This window comes from Pseudomonas sp. J380 (assembly GCF_009827115.1).
Lineage (GTDB): Bacteria > Pseudomonadota > Gammaproteobacteria > Pseudomonadales > Pseudomonadaceae > Aquipseudomonas > Aquipseudomonas paracarnis.
In genome coordinates, this window is record NZ_CP043060.1 from 5,200,001 (window position 1) to 5,222,158 (window position 22,158).

Here is a 22,158-nt window from a genome sequence, read left to right on the forward strand (position 1 = left end):
TCGTATCATTCACCTCAGTAACGAGTGAGAGCCTTGCAATGAACCCAATAAAAACGTGGTGGGATATCAGCCCGCCCTTGAGCACGGCCACCCCGACCTGGCCGGGTGATACGCCGTTCCAGGAGGAGCGCGTGTGGCAGTTCGGCCCCGAGTGTCCGGTAAATGTGGGGCGCGTCACCCTGTCGCCGCACACCGGTGCCCATGTGGATGCGCCGCTGCATTACAGCGCTGATGGCGCGCCGATTGGCGAGGTATCGCTGGATGTGTACATGGGCCCTTGCCGGGTATTGCATTGCCTGGGCAGCGGCGCGTTGGTTGAGCCCCATCAGTTGCAAGGGCGTTTGGATAACCTGCCCGAGCGCGTGCTGCTGCGTACTTATCCACAAGCGCCACTGACTGAATGGGATTCGAATTTCACTGCCATCGCCCCGCGAACCATTGAGCTGCTCGCCGGCCTGGGTGTGCGTCTGATCGGTATCGATACGCCGTCCCTGGACCCGCAGCAATCCAAGACCATGGATTCGCACAACGCCGTGGCGCGCCATGGCATGGCGATCCTCGAAGGCATCGTGCTCGATGACGTACCGGAGGGCGACTATGAACTGATCGCGCTGCCGCTGCGCTTCGCCAACCTGGACGCGAGCCCCGTGCGCGCCATTCTCCGCCCGCTCAAGGAGCCCACGCGATGAGCCAATGTCCTTTCTCAGCTGATTACCAACCGCCGGAAGAATGGCATAACGCCGAACTGAATTTTTCCGAGTCCATGAGCTATGGCGATTACCTGGACCTGGGCAAAGTCCTCAGCGCCCAGCACCCCCTGTCGCCAGACCACAACGAAATGCTCTTTATCATCCAGCACCAGACCTCTGAGCTGTGGATGAAACTGATGCTTCACGAACTCAAGGCCGCCCGCGAACATGTGCGCCTGGGTGAGCTGCCGCCGGCGTTCAAGATGCTGGCGCGGGTGTCGCGGATCTTCGATCAACTGGTGCACGCCTGGGCGGTGCTGGCGACCATGACACCGTCGGAGTACAAGGCGATTCGCCCGTTCCTGGGGCAGTCGTCGGGGTTCCAGTCGTTCCAGTACCGCGAGATCGAATTCATCCTCGGCAACAAAAGCCCGGCGCTGCTGCGGCCCCATGCTCATCGCCCGGAGTTGCTGCAGCAATTGCAGGTGGCGATTGCCACGCCGTCGTTGTATGACGAGGCCGTAAACCTGATGGTCAAGGCGGGGTTGGCGATTGACCCCAAACGCGCCGAGCGCGACCCGACCGCCGCCACGGTGCACGATGACTCGGTGGAAGCTGCCTGGCGCGAGGTATATCGCGACCCGAGCCGTTACTGGGATTTGTACCAGTTGGCCGAGAAGTTTATCGACCTGGAAGATTCGTTCCGCCAGTGGCGCTTCCGGCATGTCACCACGGTGGAACGCATCATCGGCTTCCAGCCGGGTACTGGTGGTACTGAAGGCGTGGGTTATCTGCGCAAGATGCTCGATACGGTACTGTTCCCTGAACTCTGGCGAGTACGTTCCACGCTCTAAACAAAAAAGCCCCGGATTACCGGGGCTTTTTTTATGTGAAATACAGTCAACTGTGGGAGCTGGCTTGCCAGCGATGGCGGTGTATCAGCCGGCCCACCCGTTGGCTGACACGCCGCCATCGCGGGCAAGCCCGGCTCCCACAGGTGTTACTGCGCCACAGCTACTTTCCCGTTTCTGATCCGAAACCGATAGGCAACGTAGATAATCCCCACCCACACCGGCATCGCGTACACCGACTCACGAATTCCCGGAATCGCCAGCATCACCCCGATGATCATCACCATGAAGGCCAGACACAGGTAGTTGCTGAACGGGAACCAGAAGGTCTTGAACGACGGCGTCACGCCTTGCTCGCCCATGGCCTTGCGGAACTTGATGTGGGTCAGGCTGATCAGCGCCCAGTTGATCATCAGCGAAGCAACCACCAAGGCAAACAGCAACTCCAGCGCACTGTGCGGCGCGACGTAGTTGACCACCACGCACAGCATCGTCACCAACGCCGAAATCGCCAACGCCCGTAGCGGCACGCCTTGCTTGTTGAGCTTCATCAGCGCCTTGGGCGCGTCACCTTGCTCGGCCAGGCCGAACAGCATGCGGCTGTTGCAGTACACGCCGCTGTTGTACACCGACAACGCCGCGGTCAGCACCACGAAGTTGAGGATGTGGGCGGCGGTGTCGTTGCCGATCAGCGAGAAGATCTGCACAAACGGGCTGCCGCTGTAGGCATCGCCTGACGCGCCGAGGGTTTGCAGCAGTTGATCCCACGGGTACAGCGACAACAGCACGGTCAGCGCACCGACATAGAAAATCAGGATGCGGTACACCACCTGATTGATTGCCTTGGGGATCACCTTGCGTGGTTCGCTGGCCTCGGCGGCGGTGATGCCGACCAGTTCCAGGCCACCGAACGAGAACATGATGAAGGCCATCGACATCAACAGCCCCATGCCGCCATTGGGGAAGAAACCACCGTGGCTCCACAGGTTGCTGACCGAGGCCTGGGGGCCGCCGGTGCCGCTGAACAGCAGGTAGCAGCCGAGCACGATCATGCCGACAATCGCCACCACCTTGATGATCGCAAACCAGAATTCGGCTTCACCGAAGAACTTCACGTTCAGGGTGTTGATCAGGTTCACCGCGACGAAGAACACCAGCGCGCTGACCCAGGTTGGGATCTCCGGCCACCAGAACTGGATGTACTTGCCCACCGCCGTCAACTCGGCCATGCCCACCAGCACGTAGAGCACCCAGTAGTTCCAGCCCGCCAGGAAGCCTGCGTAACCGCCCCAGTATTTATGTGCGAAGTGGCTGAAGGAACCGGCCACCGGCTCTTCGACGATCATCTCGCCTAGCTGGCGCATGATCAGGAACGCGATAAACCCGGCCACCGCATAGCCCAGGATCATCGACGGCCCCGCCGACTTGAGTACCCCGGCCGAGCCGAGGAACAAGCCTGTACCAATCGCACCTCCCAAGGCGATCAGCTGAATGTGCCGGTTCTTCAGGCCTCGCTTGAGGCCCACCGGGTTAACCATGTCATCCGCCATTAACATTCCCTTCTACTTGTTTTTCTCAAGGGTGATTGCACGCCGCATCGGCCCCTCAGAACTGCTGAGGGTCAGATATTACTCTGCGTAAACTTTTCGTAATACAGCTGAACGCCATCAAGTGCCTGATCCGCCAGCCATTGCTGGATGGATTCGACCATCGGAGGGGGGCCGCACACGTACATATCCGCCGATCTGTCCCGCAGTTCGGCCAGGTCGAAATGCTCGGTGAGGTAGCCGCGTTTGCCCGTCCACTCGGCTGAGGCGTCGCTCAGCACTTCGGTGTAGCGAAAGTTCGGGATTTTTGCCGCGTAGGCGTGGATACGCGCCGCTTCACATAAATCTTCGGCGCCGCGCACGCCGTAGTACAGGTGCACAGGTTGCGTGCAGCCGTTGACGGCCAGCTCATCAAGCATACCCAGCAACGCCGACAACCCGGTGCCGCCCGCCACCAGTACCAACGGTTGGGTGACGTGCCGCAGATAAAACGCACCCAAGGGCGCCTCCATCAACATTTCATCACCTACCTGGCAGCGTTCACGCAGGTAGTTGCTCATGACTCCATCGGGCAGCAGGCGTACCAGGAACTGCAACTGATTACCCGGCCGGTTGGCGAAGGAGTAGGAGCGCCAGCTATCGGTGCCGGGCACCGACAGACGCGCATATTGGCCCGGCAAAAAATCCAGTGGCTGGTCCAGTTGCACCTGCAAGATGGCGGTGCTGGTCGAGACCTGCTGCACCGCGCTCACCGTGCCGCGTACCTGCACGGGCCCGGGGGCGTTGCACAGGCTCGAATCGAAGTCGAAATAGAAGGTGGCGTCGGACTTCACCCGGGTCTGGCAACTGAGCATCTTGCGCTGTTGCAGGTCGAGGCTGGAAAGGGCTTCGTCGTCGACATAGTCCTGGGTGTACTCGCCGGATTCGCAACGCCCCTGGCAGGTTCCGCACACGCCTTCGCGGCAATCGAGCGGGATCTTGATGCCGTTGCGCAGGGCCGCGTCCAACAGGATTTCATGGGCGCCCACCGGGAAGAACAGGGTCTTGCCATCGGCAAAGCTGAAGGCCACTTTGTGATTCATTGATGAAACTCCAAGCGTGCCCCTGTGGCGAGGGAGCTTGCTCCCGCTGGGCTGCGAAGCTGCCCCAAAAAACTGGGAGCGCTGCGCACTCCAGCGGGAGCAAGCTCCCTCGCCACAGGGGGGGGCTGGTTTTTAAAGGTGATAGAAATCCAGCACCGAGTTGATGGTGTCGTTGAGCAGCAGGGCGTGCTTGCGCGTGATCAGCCAGCTGTCGCCCTCGGGCTTGAGGCGATAGGTTACGTGCCCATAGAACTGCTCGGAAGTAGCCAGCCGATAAAACAGCGTGTGCCAGTTCAAACGCACCTCCAACGTGCCGTCGGCCTGCTCGGCAATGCGCACGTTGTTGATCAGGTGCAAGGTGCGCGGCATCGGCGTGGCGGAGGCGGCTTTGCCGGTGCGCAGGCGGAACACGCGGTCTTCCAGGCCCGAGCGGTTGGCGTAGTAGATCAACGACATCTCGCGCTTGGGGTCTTGGGTGTAGACGTGTTCGGAATCCCATTGCGGCAGGTGGAATTCGCTCTGCGGGTCGAACAACTGCACGTAGGCGTCCCAGTCCTGGGCGTCGCACAGTTCGGACTTGCGGTAGAAGAACTGCTCGATCTGGTACTGCAATTGCGCATTCATCACTTCACCTCCCGCAGGCTCAGGGCCCGCTGGTCCAAACCCTTGAGCAGAAACCGTTGCCAATTGCGGTGCTGGTTGACGTACAAGCCTTCGTGGGTGAACTCAGTGCCGGTCATGGCTGGTTGAATGCCGATGGCCTCGCTGTTGGGCGTCGGCCCGGTCTCCCAGCGATGGCTGCCGCGAGAAATATCGCTCCAGCGCTCCAGGCGGCCCTGGAAACCGCGCTGGGCTTCGCGAAATTCCACCAGGTCGTCGGGCGTGCCCATGCCCGAGACGTTGAAGAAGTCCTCGAACTGGCGGATCCGGTTTTCGCGATCGGCGTCGGACTCACCTTTCACGCCCAGGCACTGGCTGATGATTTCGGTCTTGTTCCAGGCCACCGGGCGGATGATGCGCAGCTGCGAGCTGATCTGGTCGAGAAAGAACAGGCTGGGGTAGATGTTCAGGTTGCGCAGGCGGTGCATCATCCACTCGGCCTTCTGCTGGCCGTGTTCTTCTACCAGGCGCGGCATGATGGTGGCGTAGCCGGAGCGCACGCTGGGGTTGGGCATGTCGCTGAACAACACACTGTGGCCGTTATTGAAGGCGAACCAGCCGTCATCGGTATTCGCGTCGCCGGCGCCGAGCTTGCTGTAGTCCAGCGTCGTGCTGGAACCTGCGCCGTTCTCGGTGTTGACCTGCTGGCGATGCTGCACGGTGGCCACGTAGTTGTAGTGCACGGTGCTGACGTGATAACCGTCCAGGCCGTTTTCGTTTTGCAGCTTCCAGTTGCCGTCGTAGGTGTAGGCAGACTTGCCCGCAAGCACCTCCAACTCTCCGGTGGCCGATTGCGCCACCATCATGTCGAAGAACACTTTGGCGTCGCCGAGGAAATCTTCCAGGCTGTCGGTGCCGTTCACGTCCAGGCTGATAAACACAAAGCCCTTGTAGCTGTCGATGCGCGCTTTTTTCAGGCCGCGGGTGGCCTTGTCGAAACCTTCCGGGTATTCCCCTGGCGCCTTGACCTTCACCAGTCGGCCATCGCTCTTGTAGCACCAGGCGTGGAACGGGCAGGTGAAAGTGGATTGGTTGCCCTTGCCCACGCGGGTGAGGGTAGTGCCGCGATGCTGGCAGGCGTTGATCAGCGCGTTGAGCCGGCCTTCGCCGTCACGGGTGATGATCATCGGTTGGCGCCCGGCGCGCATCGTCACGAAGTCGTGGTTATTGGCCAGTTCGCTTTCGTGGCAGGCGTAGATCCAGTTTTTTTCGAAGATCAGCTCCATCTCCAGGTCGAACAGTTCGGGCTCGGTGAACATGTCGCGGGCGATGCGGAACACTTCATCTGCCGGGCGAAAGTCCAGGCAGCTTTCGATAAAGGTTTTCCACTGCTCGACGGTTCTTGCACCACTCATGGGAGGCACCTTTTGATCATGGCTAAACGGTGAGCCATTAAGCGGCTGCAATGCGGTAGCGGGCTATCCGCTTAATGGGGGAACGCAGGCCGCAAAGTTGGGCAACAAATACCCATGGCGGTGCGCGCAGGTGACGGCATGCGCTACTGTGATGGTGGGCGATGGTCGTAGAACCCTGGGATTTATCCACATAGTCGGCCCTTACTATCCACCCAGTGGCCACGCTGCTGGCGTGGCCTGGAACTTGCTGTCGAGGTTCAACGACGCGCCGCCAGAGCGCGCAAATGCCTAACCGCCGTGGGTGCACCCTGATGAGTAGCCAGACACGCGATATTCATATTCAACGCTTCGACCTGGAAGGCGCGCGCAGCTGGATGTCCGGCATCTGCGGGCCCCATCGCCTGGCGACGGCCACCCCCGAACGCCTGCGCTTTCACCACAGCGCCAACGTGTTCAAATCCCGCGCCACCACCCTGGGCGTGATCGAGTACGGTACCGATGTGACCATCGACATCGAAGACGCCGAGCACTTTCGCAGCTACAGCTTGAGCCTGCCGCTGGTGGGCGAGCAGGAGCTGAGCAAGAACGGTGAGCGCCTCAGTTCCAACCGCGATCAGGGCGTGATCATTTCACCCAATGAGCATCAGGTGCTGGCGATTTCCGGTGACTGCCGCAAGTTGCAGGTGGTGATCACCCGCGCGGCGATGAGCGAGTCACTGGAAGGTTTGCTGCAACGGCCCATCGATGCACCGCTGCGGTTTGAGTCGGTGATGGATGCTGTGGACGGAGCACCGGCCTCGTGGTGGCGCATGGCGCGATACTTCATCGCCGAACTGGAATGCAGCAGCGAGTTGTACGAGCAGGCGGCGTTTACCCGTGACCTGGAAAGCTCGCTGATCAAGGGGCTGATCCTGGCCCAACCCAATAACTACTCTGAAGAACTGCGCGAGGTTCTGGGGGTGAAACTGCCGCACTACTTGATCCGTGCGCGGCAATTCATCCACGACAACGCCCGTGAAGTGCTGCACCTGGAAGACCTGGAAGCGGCAGCGGGCGTGTCGCGGTTCAAACTGTTCGATGCGTTTCGCAAGTACTTCGCACTGTCGCCCATGGCGTATCTGAAGAAGCATCGGTTGGGGGCGGTGCGCCAGGAGATTCTGGAGCAGGGCTCAATGCGCACTATTTCTGAAATCGCCCTGGGCTGGGGGTTTACGCACCTGGGGCGGTTTTCGGCGGAATACCGCAAGCTGTTCGATGAGTCGCCCAGCCAGACATTACAACGCAAGCGCCTGCGCATTACTTGAACTCGGGTGAGGATCAACAGGTGGGAGCTGGCTTGCCTGCGATAGCGGCCGGCCGATCAACACGATGCCAACTGATCCGCCGCCATCGCAGGCAAGCCAGCTCCCACATGGAGTATGGGGTGCCTGGAGGATCTCAGATCAACTCCTCAACCAGTTGTAGGCAATGAGTCAGCCCCGGCGACCGGTCATTCACCCGCCGGCTGAGGATGATCGGCGAACTCGCCGTCGCCTCCACCACCGGCGTATAGCCAATATCCGCCCGATGCAGCACCTGCACCGACGCCGGCACCAGCGTCACCCCCATACCTGCGCCCACCAGGCCAATAGCGGTCTGCAATTCGTTGGTCCACTGCGCCACCTTCAGGCTCAAGCCATGGGCGTCGAACAGCGCGATCACATGGTCGGCATAACTGGGGCGCGGGTTGCCGGGGTAGAGCACAAAGGGTTCGCCGGCCAACTGGGCGAGGGTGGCCGGGGCGCCCAGCAACGGGTGACCACTGGGCAGCACTGCTACCAGGCGGTCCTCCACCAGTACGCGCTGGACGATGGCCGGATCGTCGATGCGAATCCGCCCGAAGCCTACGTCAATGCGGCCAGCCTTGAGCGCTTCGACCTGCTGCAAAGTGGTCATCTCCGACAAACCCAGCTCCAGCTCCAAGGCCTCGTGAGTGCGCAGGCGCCGAATCAGCTCCGGCAGCACGCCATACAAGGTCGACGGCGCAAAGCCGATGCCCAGCCAGGTTTTCTCGCCTTGGCCGATGCGCCGGGTGGTGTCGCAGACCTTGCCCAGTTGTTCGAGCAGCACACTGGCATGCTCATAGAAAAACCGTCCGGCCTCTGTCAGCCGCAAGGGCCGGCTGCGCTCCAGCAGCACCACCCCCAGTTGGTCCTCCAGTTGCTGGATCTGCCGGCTCAAAGGCGGCTGGGCGATATGCAAGCGTTCGGCAGCTCGGGTGAAGTTGAGGGTCTCGCCCAGCACCTGGAAATAGCGCAAGTGACGCAGTTCCATATCGACTCCTTTCATACCTTGAGGGTATCGCACGAGACCAATTCTATATTGGAAGCCCAAAAAAATGCGGAACAGAATCGACGTAAATTTATAAAGAACCCAATGGGTATTGCCATGCCGATTTGCACCATCGAGTCGATTGAAACTGTCATCGTCGACCTGCCCACCCTTCGCCCGCACAAGCTGGCGATGCACACGATGCAAAACCAGACCCTTGTCATCATTCGCCTGCGTTGCACCGACGGCATCGAAGGCATCGGTGAAGCCACCACCATCGGCGGCCTGAGCTACGGCAACGAGAGCCCCGACAGCATCAAGGTCAACATCGACTGTCACTTCGCGCCGCTGTTGATCGGCCAGGACGCGAGTAACGTCAACGCGGCGATGTTGCGCCTGGAGCGCAGTATTCGCGGCAACACCTTTGCCAAGTCCGGTATCGAAAGCGCCTTGCTCGACGCCCTTGGCAAACGCCTCGGGCTCCCGGTCAGCGAGCTGCTGGGCGGGCGTGTGCGTGATGCGTTGCCGGTGGCCTGGACCCTGGCCAGCGGTAATACCGAACAGGACATCAACGAGGCCGAGAAAATGCTCGACCTGCGCCGCCACCGTCTCTTCAAATTGAAGATCGGCGCGGGGGAGGTCAACCGCGACCTGGCCCATGTGATCGCGATCAAAAAAGCCCTGGGCGAGCGCGCCAGTGTGCGCGTCGACGTCAACCAGGCCTGGGATGAAGCCGTGGCCCTGCGGGCGTGCAAGGTGCTCGGCGACAACGGTATCGACCTGATCGAACAACCGATCTCGCGCAACAACCGTGGTGGTATGACTCGGCTCAACCTGTCGAGCCCGGTGCCGATCATGGCCGATGAGTCCATCGAGTGTGTCGAGGATGCATTCAACCTGGCCCGTGAAGGCTCGGCCACAGTGTTCGCCCTCAAGATCGCCAAGAATGGCGGCCCTCGCGCTGTATTGCGCACGGCGGCGATTGCCGAAGCGGCTGGCATCGGCCTGTACGGCGGCACCATGCTCGAAGGCGGCATTGGCACCCTGGCTTCGGCCCATGCCTTTCTCACGCTGAACACCCTGGCGTGGGGCACCGAATTGTTCGGCCCGCTGTTGCTCACCGAAGACATCCTCACCGAGCCACCGGTGTACCGCGATTTCCAGCTGCACGTTGCCAGCGCGCCGGGCCTGGGCCTGGCGCTCGATGAAGAGCGCCTGGCGTTCTTTCGCCGTGACAAACACTAAGAGGCCTCTGCCATGTTGTTCCACGTAAAAATGACCGTGAACCTTCCCCTCGATATGCACCCCGAGCGTGCCGCCAGCCTCAAGGCCGAGGAGAAAGCCTTGGCTCAGCGCCTGCAAGAGGAGGGCAAATGGCGCCACCTGTGGCGCATCGCCGGGCATTACGCCAACTACAGCGTGTTCGATGTCGACAGCGTGCAGGAGCTGCACGACCTGCTGATGCAACTGCCGTTGTTCCCCTACATGGCCATCGAAGTGAACGCGCTGTGCCGCCATCCGTCGTCGATCCATGCGGACGACCGCTGAGCCGGCTTCCACCTATAACTACAAGATGAGGAATGCACCATGTCCATCCGCCTGTCCCAGACTGCCCACGCCCAACAGTTTCTCGAAGAAGCCAGCGGTAACCTCAATGACGCGGGCAACCCGCGCACCAAGGCGCTGATTTACCGAATCCTGCGCGACACCGTGAACATCATCGAAGACTTGGAAGTGACCCCGGAAGAATTCTGGAAGGCGGTCAACTACCTCAATGAACTGGGCAAAAATCAAGAGGCCGGCCTGCTCGCCGCCGGTTTGGGCCTGGAGCATTACCTGGACCTGTTGATGGACGCCGCCGACGAGGAGGCCGGCAAGTCGGGCGGCACCCCGCGCACCATCGAAGGCCCGTTGTACGTGGCCGGTGCGCCGTTGTCCAAGTACGAGGCACGGCTGGATGACGGCAAGGACGACGCGGTGCCGTTGTTCATGCGCGGGCAAGTACGCGACACCGAGGGCAAGCCGTTGGCAGGGGCGATTGTCGATGTGTGGCAGGCCAACACGGGCGGGACCTATTCGTGGTTCGACCCGGCGCAATCGGAATTCAACCTGCGTCGGCGCATCGAGACCGACGCCCAGGGCAACTACCGTTTTCGCAGCATCGTGCCTTCAGGCTACGGCTGCCCACCGAGTGGGCCGACGCAACAGTTGCTCGACCAACTGGGGCGCCACGGGCAACGGCCGGCGCATATCCACTTCTTCATCTCGGCGCCGGGGCACCGGCACCTGACCACGCAGATCAACCTGTCGGATGACCCGTACCTGCATGATGACTTTGCCTATGCCACCCGGGATGAACTGATTGCCGAGATTCGCTTCAGCGACGATCCGCAACTGGCGCGCGAATTTGGCGTGCAAGGGCGGTTTGCGCAGATTGATTTTGACTTTGAGTTGCAGGTGGCGGATGCGCCAATAGAGCAGCAGCGCATGCAACGAGTCCGCGCCCTCGAAGACTGATCTGTGGGAGCTGGCTTGCTGTGGCGAGGGAGCTTGCTCCCGCTCGACAGCGAAGCTGGAGCCGGCTTTTGGGGGCGCTGCGCACCCCAGCGGGAGCAAGCTCCCTCGCCACAGCAAGCCAGCTTCCACATTGGTTTTTTGGTGATCTAGTTATTTGCGCACGACCAGGTCCAACACCTCATCCCGGTCTTTGATTTTCTGCAGCACAATCTCCGAGCGGATATCCATCACCCCCGCCGTGCGGTTCAGGTGGTTCACGATAAAGTCCGAAAAGTGCTTGAGGTTGCGCGCCTGCACCCGCAGCACATAGTTGCTGGCGCCAGTGATCACATAGGCGCTCGCCACCTCTGGCCAGCCTTGCACCTTCTTGATGAACGTCTCATGCCAGTCCTCCACATCCTGGCGCAGCGACAGGTGCACGATGGCTTCCAGCTCGATTCCCAGCTGTTCGGCGTTCAATACCGCGCGGTAACCGCTGATGATTCCCTCGCTCTCCAGCAGGCGCAAACGGCGCAGGCATGCAGACGGCGACAGCGCGACTTTTTCCGCCAATTCCTGGTTGCTGATGCGGCCATCCTGTTGCAGGAAATGCAGGAGGCGCAGGTCGGTAGCGTCGAGAATCATGCTTGGAAGATATCCGCGTGTTTGGAGGTTAAATTCGAATTTTCTACAGCTTAAATAGACGTTTGCCCACCACTTTGCACGAAAATTCTCTAAAAGTTCGTTCATTATTTGGTCCATCCTCACTTATAAAAACCAGGACGACCCATGACCACTCGAAGCCATTGCCAAGCCCTCGACGCCCAGGACCCGTTGGCCCACCTGCGTGCCCAATTCGCCTTGCCCGAAGGCGTGATCTACCTCGATGGCAACTCCCTTGGCGCTCGCCCGGTGGCGGCGCTGGAGCGGGCACAACAGGTGATCGCCGAGGAGTGGGGCAATGGCTTGATTCGTAGCTGGAACAGCGCCGGCTGGGCGGATTTGTCCCAGCGCCTGGGCAATCGCCTGGCGCCATTGATTGGTGCGCGTGAGGGCGAGGTGGTGATCACCGATACCACCTCGATCAACCTGTTCAAAGTGCTCAGCGCCGCCTTGAGTGTGCAGCGCCAACGTACACCTGCGCGCAAGGTCATCGTCAGCGAAGCGAGCAACTTTCCCACCGACTTGTACATCGCCGAAGGCTTGGCCGAATTGCTGCAACAAGGCTATTCCTTGCGCCTGGTGAACAGCCCGGCGGAACTTCCCCAGGCTATCGATGCGGACGTGGCGGTGGTGATGCTCACCCACGTCAACTACAAGACCGGCTATATGTACGACATGGCGGCCCTGACCGCGCTGAGCCACGAGTGCGGCGCGCTGAGCATCTGGGACCTGGCGCATTCGGCGGGCGCGGTGCCTGTCGACCTGCATCAGGCCAATGCGGATTATGCGATTGGCTGCACCTACAAATACCTCAACGGCGGACCGGGCTCCCAGGCGTTTGTGTGGGTCAACCCGGCGTTGGTGGATGTGGTGCGCCAGCCGTTATCGGGTTGGTTCGGGCATACCCGGCAGTTCGCCATGGAGTCCACCTACGCCCCCAGCGCCGGCATTGCCCGCTACCTCTGTGGTACGCAGCCGATTACCTCGTTGGCCATGGTGGAATGTGGCCTGGAGATTTTTGCCCAGACCGACATGGTGCGCCTGCGGACTAAGTCCCTGGCCTTGACTGACCTGTTCATTGCGTTGGTCGAAAGTCGTTGCGCCGCCCACGGCCTGGAGCTGATCACCCCGCGTGAACACACCCGGCGCGGCAGCCACGTCAGCTTTGAACACCCCGAAGGTTACGCGGTGATCCAGGCCTTGATCGCCCGAGACGTGATCGGCGATTACCGTGAGCCGCGGATCATGCGTTTTGGTTTCACGCCGTTGTACACCAGCTTTACCGAAGTGTGGGACGCCGTGGAAATTCTCGGTGAAATTCTCGATAACGCTACGTGGGACCAAGCGCAATTCAAAGTGCGCAACAGCGTTACTTAAGGGCAACACAGATCAAATGTGGGAGCTGGCTTGCCTGCGATAGCGTCGGTGCATTCACTACCGTTATCGCAGGCAAGCCAGCTCCCACAGGTTCAGCGTCAGCCACTATCACAATAATAAAGGGGCACACCAGTGACCACGCCAGACAACGGCTTTGCAGAAATTACCCACCGTGAACTGGGCCTGAGGCGCCAGCTCACTTCCGGCCAGATGAGCATGATCGCCATCGGTGGCGCCATCGGCACCGGGCTGTTCATGGGCAGCGCCTACGCCATCGGTTATGCCGGGCCGAGCGTGCTGGTGAGCTACGCCATCGGCGCGTTGATTACCTTGCTGCTGATGGGCTGCCTGGCGGAGATGACGGTGGCCCATTCCACCTCCGGCTCCTTTGGCGCTTACGCCGAGTTCTACATCAGCCCGTTGGCCGGGTTCCTGGTGCGCTATGCCTACTGGGCGGCGATTGTGCTGGCGGTGGGGGCCGAGGTCACGGCGGTGGCGATGTACATGAAGTACTGGTTCGCCAACGTGCCGGAGTGGGTGTGGATCGTGTCGTTTTCCAGTGTGCTGATCCTGCTCAATGCGATCAGCGTGAAGACCTTCGGCAACTTCGAATACTGGTTCTCGACGATCAAGATCAGCGCCATTGTCGGTTTCATCATCCTGGCGGTGTATGTGGTGTTCGGCTCCGGTAACCCTGACTACGGGGTGCAGAACTACACGGCCCACGACGGCTTTTTCCCCCATGGCTTGAGTGGCATGTGGATCGCGGTGATCGTGTCGATCTTCAGCTACCTCAGTGTCGAGATGATCGCCGTGGCCGCCGGTGAAGCCGCCGACCCGGAGCAGGCAGTGAAGAAAGCCTTCCGCGCTACCATCGTGCGGCTGGTGGTGTTCTATCTGCTGACCCTGGCGCTGATGCTCGCCATCGTGCCGTGGAACCAGGCCGGCCAGGCCCAGAGCCCGTTTGTCACAGTGATGCAGACCATCGGCATTCCCGGTGCCACCGGGGTGATGAATTTCGTGATCCTGATCGCGGCGCTGTCGGCCATGAACAGTCAGCTCTACATCACCACGCGCATGATGTTCAGCCTGTCGCGCGCTGGTTTTGCGCCCAAGTCCATGGGCGCGCTGAGCAAGAACGGCATCCCGCTCAACGCATTGCTGCTGTCCAGTTCGGGCATTGCCCTGGCGACGTTGCTCAACGTGGTGTACCCGGAAAGCTCGTTCACCCTGATGATGGCGATCTCGATGTTTGGCGCAATCTTCACCTGGTTCATGATCTTCCTCACTCACCTGTTTTTCCGCCGCTATCGCAAGCGTCATGGCGGGGCGAAGTTGTCGTTCCAGTTGCGCCTGTTTCCCTACAGCACGTTGCTGGGGTTGGTGCTGATGGGGGCGGTGATGATCACCACCTATTTCACCGACGCCTTCAAGATGACGTTGGTGTTTGGCGTGCCGTTCCTGCTGATCTTGTCGGCGGTTTACTACACCTTCTTCCACAAACGCGCATCATCTGTAGGAGCGAGCTTGCTCGCGAAGAACCCGAGAGCGCCGCGTTAAACCTGATAGCTCGCGTTATCGTTGGCGATCTTCGCGAGCGAGCTCGCTCCTACAAGGGGGGGCGGTGAGCGCAGCGAGTAATGTGCTGACGTAACCGGGCAGTTGCTCGAACGAGCGTGCGCATAACAACAGTTTGCGGCAGGCCCATTCTTCTTGCAGGGGGTGGGCTTTGAAGCGCCGTGCAGGTGGCCAACGGTCCAAGGCGGCCTGAGGCACGATGCCCAGGCCCGCGCCGCCGGCGACCATGCGAATCACCCCATCAAAACCGTCGGCGCGAATGCGCGTCTGCAAGCGAAAGCCCGCGTGCAGTGCCTGTTCTTCCAGGTAAACCGCCAACGCGCTGTTGGCCGCCAGGCCCACGTAGTCGTATTGCAAGCTCTCGATAAAACTCGCGCTGGTCAACGGGTGGTCCAGGGGCATGATCAGCACCAGCGGGTCGTCGCGAAACGCCAGGGTCTGCAAGCCGTGGGTGTCTACCGCATCGGAAATAATCCCCAGCTCGGCGGTGCCCTGGCGCAAGGCGTGGGTGATGCGCAGGCTGGGCAATTCTTGCAGGTCGATATCGAGGTTGGGGTGCTCGCGCAAAAACTGAGCGAGCAGTTCAGGCAGGTACTCGCTTAGAGCGGTGGTATTGCACAGCAGGCGTACCTGGCCTTTGACGCCATTGGCGTATTCGGCCAGGTCTTGCTGCAGATGGTCGGCCTGCTGCAACAGCAGGCGAGCATGCCGCGCCAGGGCTTTGCCCGCGGGTGTTGGGGTTACGCCACGGCGGCCGCGCTCGAGAAACGCGATGCCCAGTGAAGACTCCATGGCTCGGATGCGTGCGCTGGCGGCAGCCAGGGACAGGTGGCTGCGGGCCGCGCCGGCGGTGATATTGCCGGAGTCCAGGATGTGCAGGTAGAGGCGCAGGTCGATGAGGTCAAAGTGCATTAAGTTTTCCAGTGACTGGAAGGGCCTCATCGCAGGCAAGTCAGCTCCCACACTTGAATGTATTCACAATTCCAAATGTGGGAGCTGGCTTGCCTGCGATAGCGTCATCAGCCTCACACAAAACAAGAGGCTACCTCAGTATATGGCGAATTTTCAGCCACTCTCCAGCCCTGCACAATCGGTGCATGAATACCTTCCTCGCGTTCTACCAAAACCTCGGCCCCGCCCTGACAGCGCTGGTCATCACCACCTTCCTGCTGGCCGGTACGGTGAAGGGCGTCATCGGCCTGGGCTTGCCCACTGTAGCCATGGGTATGCTTGGCCTGGCTATGCTGCCGGCGCAGGCTGCGGTATTGCTGATCATTCCTTCGACGGTGACCAACCTCTGGCAACTGTCCTTTGGCGGGCACTTGGGTGCCTTGCTCAAACGCCTGTGGTCGATGCTGTTGCTGATCTTCCTCGGCACCGGGCTGGGCACCTTGTGGCTGGGCATGGGTAGCGGACCTTGGGTGGTGCGTGCCCTGGGCGCGGCTTTACTGGTGTATGCGCTGAGCGGGTTATTCCTGCCAACCTTCAAGGTCGCGCCCCGAACCGAGCGTTGGCTGGGCCCCTTGTGCGGGGTGATCACCGGCATCATTACCTCGGCCACCGGTGTCTTCGTGATCCCGGCGGTGCCGTACCTGCAGGCGCTGGGCTTGAGCCGTGATCAGTTGGTGCAGGCGCTGGGGCTGTCGTTCACCGTGTCGACGTTGGCACTTGCCGCCGGGCTGGCCTGGCGCGGGGCACTGGGCGGCGGTGAAATGGGCGCGTCATTGCTGGCGTTGGTGCCGGCATTGCTGGGGATGTGGCTGGGTCAGGTGGTGCGCCGACGCATCAGTGCGCTGTGGTTCAAACGTGGATTTTTCACCGGCATGGCGTTGCTGGGAGGCCATTTGTTGCTGGCTGGTTAATAATGGCCGTGCCTGTGTCAGCCGACAAATCAAGGACCGCCCGTGAAAGCCCGTTCCGATGAGCTACAGATCTTCGTCAGCGTGATTGAATGCGGCTCGATTTCCGCCGCCGCCGAAAAGGTCGGGCAAACGCCATCGGCAGTCAGCCGTACCTTGTCGCGCCTGGAAGCCAAACTCGACACCACCTTGATCAACCGCACCACGCGGCGCATGGACCTGACCGAAGAGGGCAAGTACTTCTTCGAGCAGGCCAAGCTGATCCTTGCGCAGATGGATGAGCTGGAAGAGCGCCTGTCATCGCGCCAGAAAAAACCGGCCGGCCGCCTGCGTATCAATGCCGCCGTGCCGTTCATGCTGCATGGGGTCGTGCCGTATATCGCCGAATTTCGCAGCCTCTACCCGGATATCCAGTTGGAGCTCAACAGCGATGATTTGATCATCGACCTGCTAGAGCAAAGCACCGACATCGCCATTCGCATCGGCGCCCTTGCCGACTCGACCCTGCATGCGCGTTTCCTGGGCAGCACGCCGCTGCATGTCCTGGCCAGCCCCGGCTACCTCAAGCAATACGGCACGCCGACGACCGTTGCCGAGTTGGCTGATCACACCTTGCTGGGCTTCACCCACACCGAGACCCTCAACCACTGGCCGCTGCGTCACGGTGAAGGTGACCGCTGGCTGATTCAGCCCAGCGTCAGCGCCTCCAGTGGCGAAACCGTGCGCCAGTTAGCGCTGCAGGGGCAGGGCATTTGTTGCCTGTCGAATTTCATGACCGTCGCTGACATCGACGCCGGCCGCCTGGTGCCCATGTTGGAGGTGTTCAACAGCGGTTATCGCCAGCCGATCCACGCGGTGTTCTATCGCAACTCGCAATTGGCGCTACGCATCCAGTGCTTCCTGGACTTTATTCAGGCCAAGCTGGCGCGGTATGCGCGCTGATTCGTGACCTGAGCGCAAGAGTGAATTGGGCCGCACGGGCTTATTCGGCAGCCGTGGGGGCTGGATACTGGGCGCATCACTTACCCAGTCAGGAGCAACCTCCATGAATGTATTCGTTACCGGTGCAGCAGGGTTTATCGGCGGTTCGATCGCCACCGGCCTGGTCAACGCCGGCCATCACGTCACCGGCCTGGTGCGCAGCGCCGAACAAGCCGCTGAACTGACCGCGCTGGGCATCACGCCGGTGGTCGGCACCCTCGACGACGCAGCGGTATTGACCGAGCAGGCGCAGAAGGCCGATGCGGTGATCAACGCCGCCAGCAGCGACCACCGCGGCGCCGTGCAAACTTTGCTGGCCGCCTTGAAAGGCTCGAACAAGCCGTTCCTGCATACCAGCGGTTCGAGCATCGTCGGCGATGCGTCGGGCGGTAAAGCCAGTGAAGTCATCTACTTTGAAGACAACCTGCCTGAGCCGACCGTCGACAAGGCTGCCCGCGTGGCCATCGACAACCTGATCCTCGCGGCGGCCAATGACGGCGTGAATTCGGCGGTGATCTGCAACACCCTGATCTACGGCCACAGCCTGGGCGTGAAGCGTGACAGCGTGCAATTGCCGCGCTTGCTCAAGCAGGCGCGCAAAAGCGGGGTAGTGCGCCATGTGGGCAGCGGGCAAAACATCTGGTCCAATGTGCATATTGAAGATGTGGTCGCCCTGTATCTGCTGGCGCTGACCAAAAACGTCCCGGGTACTTTCTACTTTGTGGAAAGCAGCGAAGCAGCATTCATCGACATGACCACGGCGATTGCCCAAGCGCTGAACCTGGGCAAACCACAGGATTGGCCATTGGCCGAGGCTGAGGCCGAGTGGGGCTATGAAATGGCCAACTATGGCTTGGGCTCCAATAGCCGAGTGCGCGGCAAGCACGCTCGTGAGCTGTTGGGTTGGGTGCCCAAGCGTACTTCGGTGGTGGAGTGGATTCGCGACGAGATGGTGTGATGTTCGCTTAGCACCGCGGTGCGGTCATCGCAGGCAAGCCAGCTCCCACATTTTTCAGGCGTGAACCCTGTCAAATGTGGGAGCTGGCTTGCTCGCGAAAGGGGCGACTCGGTATATCGGACCTGACACTTCACTAGCCCCACCCGCCGCAATTCCGTACCATTCCCCGCCTTATCCCCCGCAATTCCCTGGTACTCCATGAACCTCACCCGTCTGCGCGCCGACGCCCTGGCCGGCCTCACCACGTCTTTCGCCTTGCTGCCCGAATGCATCGCCTTTGCGCTGGTGGCTCATCTCAACCCGCTGATGGGCCTCTACGGTGCTTTCATCATTTGCACCCTCACCGCGTTGTTCGGCGGCCGCCCGGGCATGGTCTCGGGCGCCGCCGGTTCGATGGCGGTGGTGATCGTCGCGCTGGTGGTGCAACACGGCGTGGAGTATTTGCTGGCGACGGTACTGCTGGGCGGGTTGATCATGGTCGCTTTCGGCCTGCTGCGCCTGGGCAAGCTGGTGCGCATGGTGCCGCATTCGGTGATGCTCGGCTTCGTCAACGGCCTGGCGATCATCATTGCGCTGGCGCAACTGGAGCATTTCAAGAGCGGTGAAACCTGGCTCAGCGGCACGCCGTTGTACGTGATGGCCGGGTTGGTGGCGGCAACCATGGCCATTGTGTATCTGTTGCCTCGTCTGACCCGTGCTGTACCGCCCGCGCTGGTGGCGATTCTCGGTGTGGGCCTGGCGGTGTACCTGCTTGGCCTGCCGACCCGCACCTTGGGCGATATGGCGCACATCGCCGGTGGCTTGCCGACTTTCGCCCTGCCGCAGATCCCCTGGATCCTGGAAACCCTCGGTATCATTGCGCCCTACGCGTTTTTGATGGCGATGGTTGGCCTGTTGGAAACCTTGCTGACCCTCAACCTCACCGACGAAATCACCGAGACCCGTGGTTATCCTGACCGCGAAAGCGTGGCCCTGGGCGCGGCGAATATGGTCTCGGGCCTGTTTGGCGGCATGGGGGGTTGCGCGATGATCGGGCAAACCGTGATCAACCTCAGCTCCGGCGGGCGTGGGCGCTTCTCCGGGGTGTTTGCCGGGGTGATGATTCTATTGTTCATTCTGTTTCTGTCGCCACTGATCGAGCGGATCCCGCTGGCGGCGTTGGTGGGCGTGATGTTCGTGGTGTCGCAACAGACCTTCGCCTGGGCGTCGTTGCGGGTGATCAACAAGGTGCCGCTCAATGATGTGCTGGTGATCATGGCGGTTACGATCATTACGGTGTTCACCGACCTGGCCACCGCCGTGCTGTGCGGTATCGTCATCGCCGCGCTGAACTTCGCTTGGCAGCAGGCGCGGGAGCTGTACGCCGATGAACACCTGGAGGCCGATGGCAGCAAGCTCTATCGGCTGCATGGCACGTTGTTCTTCGCCTCGACCACGCCGTTTTTGAATCAGTTCGACCCGGCCAACGACCCGGCCCAGGTCACACTGGATTGCCGCCACCTGAGCTTTGTCGACTATTCGGCGATTGCCGCCCTGATGACCCTGCGCGAGCGCTACACCAAGGCTGGCAAGCACCTGCGGGTGCTGCATTTATCCGAGCGCTGCAAAAAACTGCTCAAGCGCGCCAAGGTTCATCACGACTGATTGAGCCCCTGTGGCGAGGGAGCTTGCTCCCGCTGGCGTGCGAAGCGCGCCCAGGATTTTGGGGCCGCTGCGCAGCCCAGCGGGAGCAAGCTCCCTCGCCACAGGGGGGGAGCTGTAGCAGTTACGGGCCGACCAGGTCTTCCAGCTCCTGGGCGCGGGTCTGGGTCATGTCCAGCACGCAGCCTGAGCCGTTTACCTGATCAATCGTGCCGCCGGTGGCGCTGCCTGCGAAGGCGCAGTTGGCGTCGCGGTATTTGATCCACAGGCGCTGCACGTCTTGCAGTTGCTGTTTGCGCGGCCCTTCCTGGGCGGCGAGGGCGGTCTTGTAGGCGCGGTTCAGGCGGTCGTCCTGCACCTTGGTTTGCCGGGCGTTGCAATTGACCATGTCGGCGGTGGTATTGGCGCTGTCCATGCATTTTTTCAAGGCAGGGTTGTCGGCGGCATAAGCGCTGCTGCACAAGAGCAGGACGCTGGCGGCAATTGTGGTGCGAATCATGAGCGGGTTCCTGGGCAATGGATGCGCATTCTATGACTCAAGGGCAGCGACTGAGTTTCCGCCTTCTCTGATCTTCATGTAAGAACACCCCCCGAATTTTCATCCACCCATGTCGGGCATATCCCCAAGCGACAGCGCTTATCCGTGGGCGAAAATTACTTTCATGAAAATTGAAAATGCTCCTCGGGAATGATTTATGAGTTTCACAACCAATTCGACGTGACCCTTTCCGAGGAGTACCGCATGGCCGCATCACCGGGCTTCGGGCTGTTGGCATACGCTGCCATCGCCATCATTGCATTGATCGTGCTGATCGCACGCTACCGACTCAACCCCTTTATCGTGATTACCCTGGTGTCCATCGGCCTGGCGCTGATGGCCGGGATGCCGGCGGACACCATCATGGGCTCGTACGAGGCGGGTGTCGGCAAGACCCTGGGGCATATCGCCCTGGTGGTGGCGCTGGGCACCATGCTCGGCAAGATGATGGCCGAGTCGGGCGGCGCCGAACAGGTGGCGCGCACGCTGATCAACCGCTTCGGTGAGCGCAATGCCCACTGGGCGATGGTGTGTATTGCGTTTCTGGTGGGGCTGCCGCTGTTTTTCGAGGTCGGCTTTGTGTTGCTGGTGCCGATTGCCTTTACCGTGGCGCGGCGCGTGGGCGTGTCGATCCTGATGGTCGGGCTGCCGATGGTCGCCGGCCTGTCGGTGGTGCATGCGTTGGTGCCGCCGCACCCGGCGGCAATGATGGCGGTGCTGGCCTATAACGCCTCGGTCGGGCAGACGGTGCTGTATGCGATTTTGATTGGTATCCCCACGGCGATCATCGCGGGTCCCGTCTACGCCAAGTTCATCGTGCCGCACATCCATTTGCCGGCGCAAAACCCGCTGGAGCGCCAGTTCATCGAGCGTGAACCGCGTACACGCCTGCCCAGCTTTACGCTGACCATGGGCACCATCCTGTTGCCGGTGGTGCTGATGATGATCGGCGGCTGGGCCAACGTGATTTCTACGCCGGGCAGCGGTTTCAACCAGTTCCTGTTGTTTATCGGCAACTCGGTGATCGCCCTGTTGGTGGCGACCCTGGTGAGTTTCTGGACCTTGGGCCTGGCCCAGGGCTTCAACCGCGAGTCGATCCTCAAGTTCACCAACGAATGCCTGGCGCCGACCGCCAGCATTACCTTGCTGGTGGGCGCGGGCGGTGGTTTGAATCGCATCCTGGTGGACGCTGGTGTTACTCATGAAATACTTGGCCTGGCCCATGCGTTCCAGTTGTCGCCGCTGGTGATGGGCTGGCTGTTCGCCGCGTTGATGCGTGTCGCCACCGGCTCGGCCACGGTGGCCATGACCACCGCGTCCGGGGTGGTCGCGCCGGTCGCCTTGGGCCTGGGTTATCCACACCCTGAATTGCTGGTGTTGGCGACCGGTGCAGGCTCGGTGATCTTTTCCCACGTGAACGACGGCGGCTTCTGGCTGATCAAGGAATACTTCAATATGACGGTCATCCAGACCTTCAAGACTTGGACCGTACTCGAGACCCTGATTTCGCTGGTCGCCTTCGGCCTGACCTACGGTCTGTCCCTTGTGTTATGAGCCTGTAACCCGGAGCCCC

Annotated in this window: 21 protein-coding genes; 13 read left to right on the forward strand and 8 right to left on the reverse strand. The window is 61.0% G+C overall.

The genetic code is table 11. The features are described 5' to 3' along the window. Positions 1-38 precede the first annotated feature (38 nt). A complete protein-coding gene (gene kynB, locus FXO12_RS23745) occupies positions 39-689 on the forward strand; it encodes an arylformamidase (protein WP_054896995.1) in 651 nt (216 codons plus the stop codon). After that, the gene (gene kynA, locus FXO12_RS23750; protein WP_014719914.1) at positions 686-1,543 is read left to right on the forward strand and encodes a tryptophan 2,3-dioxygenase; all 858 of its coding nucleotides are present in this window, start codon (positions 686-688) and stop codon (positions 1,541-1,543) included. Before kynB ends, kynA begins: the two co-directional genes overlap by 4 nt. A 146-nt stretch (positions 1,544-1,689) precedes the next feature. On the opposite strand, the gene FXO12_RS23755 is transcribed toward kynA, so the two are convergent. From FXO12_RS23755 to antA, 4 genes are all read right to left on the reverse strand, one after another. Next, positions 1,690-3,090, reverse strand: a complete 1,401-nt coding sequence (locus FXO12_RS23755) for an amino acid permease (RefSeq protein WP_034128783.1) — start codon at positions 3,088-3,090, stop codon at positions 1,690-1,692. 71 nt (positions 3,091-3,161) lie between these two features. Continuing rightward, entirely contained in the window at positions 3,162-4,169 is a 1,008-nt protein-coding gene (antC, locus tag FXO12_RS23760; protein WP_057975035.1) for an anthranilate 1,2-dioxygenase electron transfer component AntC, read from the reverse strand. A gap of 132 nt (positions 4,170-4,301) precedes the next feature. Next, positions 4,302-4,793 (reverse strand): anthranilate 1,2-dioxygenase small subunit, encoded by a 492-nt coding sequence (gene antB, locus FXO12_RS23765; protein ID WP_057975036.1) that lies wholly within the window; start codon positions 4,791-4,793, stop codon positions 4,302-4,304. Further along, positions 4,793-6,184 (reverse strand): anthranilate 1,2-dioxygenase large subunit, encoded by a 1,392-nt coding sequence (gene antA, locus FXO12_RS23770; RefSeq protein WP_054896991.1) that lies wholly within the window; start codon positions 6,182-6,184, stop codon positions 4,793-4,795. The genes antB and antA overlap by 1 nt, the downstream gene beginning before the upstream one ends. A gap of 311 nt (positions 6,185-6,495) precedes the next feature. On the opposite strand from antA, the gene FXO12_RS23775 reads away from it, so the two are divergent. Further along, positions 6,496-7,488 carry an AraC family transcriptional regulator gene (locus FXO12_RS23775; RefSeq protein ID WP_014719909.1) on the forward strand — a complete coding sequence of 331 codons (993 nt, stop codon included), beginning with the start codon at positions 6,496-6,498 and terminating at the stop codon, positions 7,486-7,488. Between the two features lie 133 nt (positions 7,489-7,621). On the opposite strand, the gene FXO12_RS23780 is transcribed toward FXO12_RS23775, so the two are convergent. Continuing rightward, positions 7,622-8,497: a LysR family transcriptional regulator gene (locus FXO12_RS23780; protein ID WP_057975037.1), complete on the reverse strand. Its 876-nt coding sequence runs from the start codon at positions 8,495-8,497 to the stop codon at positions 7,622-7,624. 114 nt (positions 8,498-8,611) lie between these two features. Between FXO12_RS23780 and FXO12_RS23785 the strand changes: the two genes are divergently transcribed. The 3 genes from FXO12_RS23785 to catA are packed head-to-tail and all read left to right on the forward strand — an operon-like array spanning position 8,612 to position 11,011. Continuing rightward, entirely contained in the window at positions 8,612-9,739 is a 1,128-nt protein-coding gene (locus FXO12_RS23785) for a muconate cycloisomerase family protein (protein ID WP_054897005.1), read from the forward strand. Between the two features lie 12 nt (positions 9,740-9,751). After that, positions 9,752-10,042, forward strand: a complete 291-nt coding sequence (gene catC, locus FXO12_RS23790; protein WP_054921514.1) for a muconolactone Delta-isomerase — start codon at positions 9,752-9,754, stop codon at positions 10,040-10,042. Positions 10,043-10,081: 39 nt separating this feature from the next. Beyond that, a complete protein-coding gene (catA, locus tag FXO12_RS23795; RefSeq protein ID WP_034128778.1) occupies positions 10,082-11,011 on the forward strand; it encodes a catechol 1,2-dioxygenase in 930 nt (309 codons plus the stop codon). A 150-nt stretch (positions 11,012-11,161) separates the two neighbouring features. Here the strand turns inward: catA and FXO12_RS23800 are convergent, their stop codons facing one another. Further along, positions 11,162-11,635 carry an Lrp/AsnC family transcriptional regulator gene (locus FXO12_RS23800; RefSeq protein ID WP_003176072.1) on the reverse strand — a complete coding sequence of 158 codons (474 nt, stop codon included), beginning with the start codon at positions 11,633-11,635 and terminating at the stop codon, positions 11,162-11,164. 144 nt (positions 11,636-11,779) lie between these two features. Between FXO12_RS23800 and kynU the strand changes: the two genes are divergently transcribed. Continuing rightward, positions 11,780-13,030 (forward strand): kynureninase, encoded by a 1,251-nt coding sequence (kynU, locus tag FXO12_RS23805; RefSeq protein WP_054896989.1) that lies wholly within the window; start codon positions 11,780-11,782, stop codon positions 13,028-13,030. A gap of 132 nt (positions 13,031-13,162) precedes the next feature. Further along, a complete protein-coding gene (locus FXO12_RS23810; protein WP_034128766.1) occupies positions 13,163-14,590 on the forward strand; it encodes an amino acid permease in 1,428 nt (475 codons plus the stop codon). Between the two features lie 15 nt (positions 14,591-14,605). On the opposite strand, the gene FXO12_RS23815 is transcribed toward FXO12_RS23810, so the two are convergent. Next, positions 14,606-15,520, reverse strand: coding sequence for a LysR substrate-binding domain-containing protein (locus tag FXO12_RS23815; RefSeq protein WP_054896988.1), 915 nt, complete (start codon positions 15,518-15,520; stop codon positions 14,606-14,608). A gap of 185 nt (positions 15,521-15,705) precedes the next feature. Here FXO12_RS23815 and FXO12_RS23820 point away from each other — a divergent pair, with 185 nt between their 5' ends. The 4 genes from FXO12_RS23820 (at position 15,706) to FXO12_RS23835 (ending at position 20,050) form a co-directional block, all read left to right on the forward strand. Then, positions 15,706-16,470 (forward strand): sulfite exporter TauE/SafE family protein, encoded by a 765-nt coding sequence (locus FXO12_RS23820; protein WP_054896987.1) that lies wholly within the window; start codon positions 15,706-15,708, stop codon positions 16,468-16,470. A 42-nt stretch (positions 16,471-16,512) separates the two neighbouring features. Continuing rightward, a complete protein-coding gene (locus FXO12_RS23825; RefSeq protein ID WP_057975038.1) occupies positions 16,513-17,409 on the forward strand; it encodes a LysR family transcriptional regulator in 897 nt (298 codons plus the stop codon). Positions 17,410-17,512: 103 nt separating this feature from the next. Continuing rightward, positions 17,513-18,406: an NAD-dependent epimerase/dehydratase family protein gene (locus FXO12_RS23830; protein ID WP_057975039.1), complete on the forward strand. Its 894-nt coding sequence runs from the start codon at positions 17,513-17,515 to the stop codon at positions 18,404-18,406. 198 nt (positions 18,407-18,604) lie between these two features. Next, a complete protein-coding gene (locus FXO12_RS23835) occupies positions 18,605-20,050 on the forward strand; it encodes a SulP family inorganic anion transporter (RefSeq protein ID WP_057975040.1) in 1,446 nt (481 codons plus the stop codon). Positions 20,051-20,171: 121 nt separating this feature from the next. On the opposite strand, the gene FXO12_RS23840 is transcribed toward FXO12_RS23835, so the two are convergent. Beyond that, positions 20,172-20,546: a lysozyme inhibitor LprI family protein gene (locus tag FXO12_RS23840; RefSeq protein ID WP_054896984.1), complete on the reverse strand. Its 375-nt coding sequence runs from the start codon at positions 20,544-20,546 to the stop codon at positions 20,172-20,174. Between the two features lie 189 nt (positions 20,547-20,735). Between FXO12_RS23840 and FXO12_RS23845 the strand changes: the two genes are divergently transcribed. Further along, a complete protein-coding gene (locus FXO12_RS23845) occupies positions 20,736-22,139 on the forward strand; it encodes a gluconate:H+ symporter (protein ID WP_057975041.1) in 1,404 nt (467 codons plus the stop codon). Positions 22,140-22,158 lie beyond the last annotated feature (19 nt).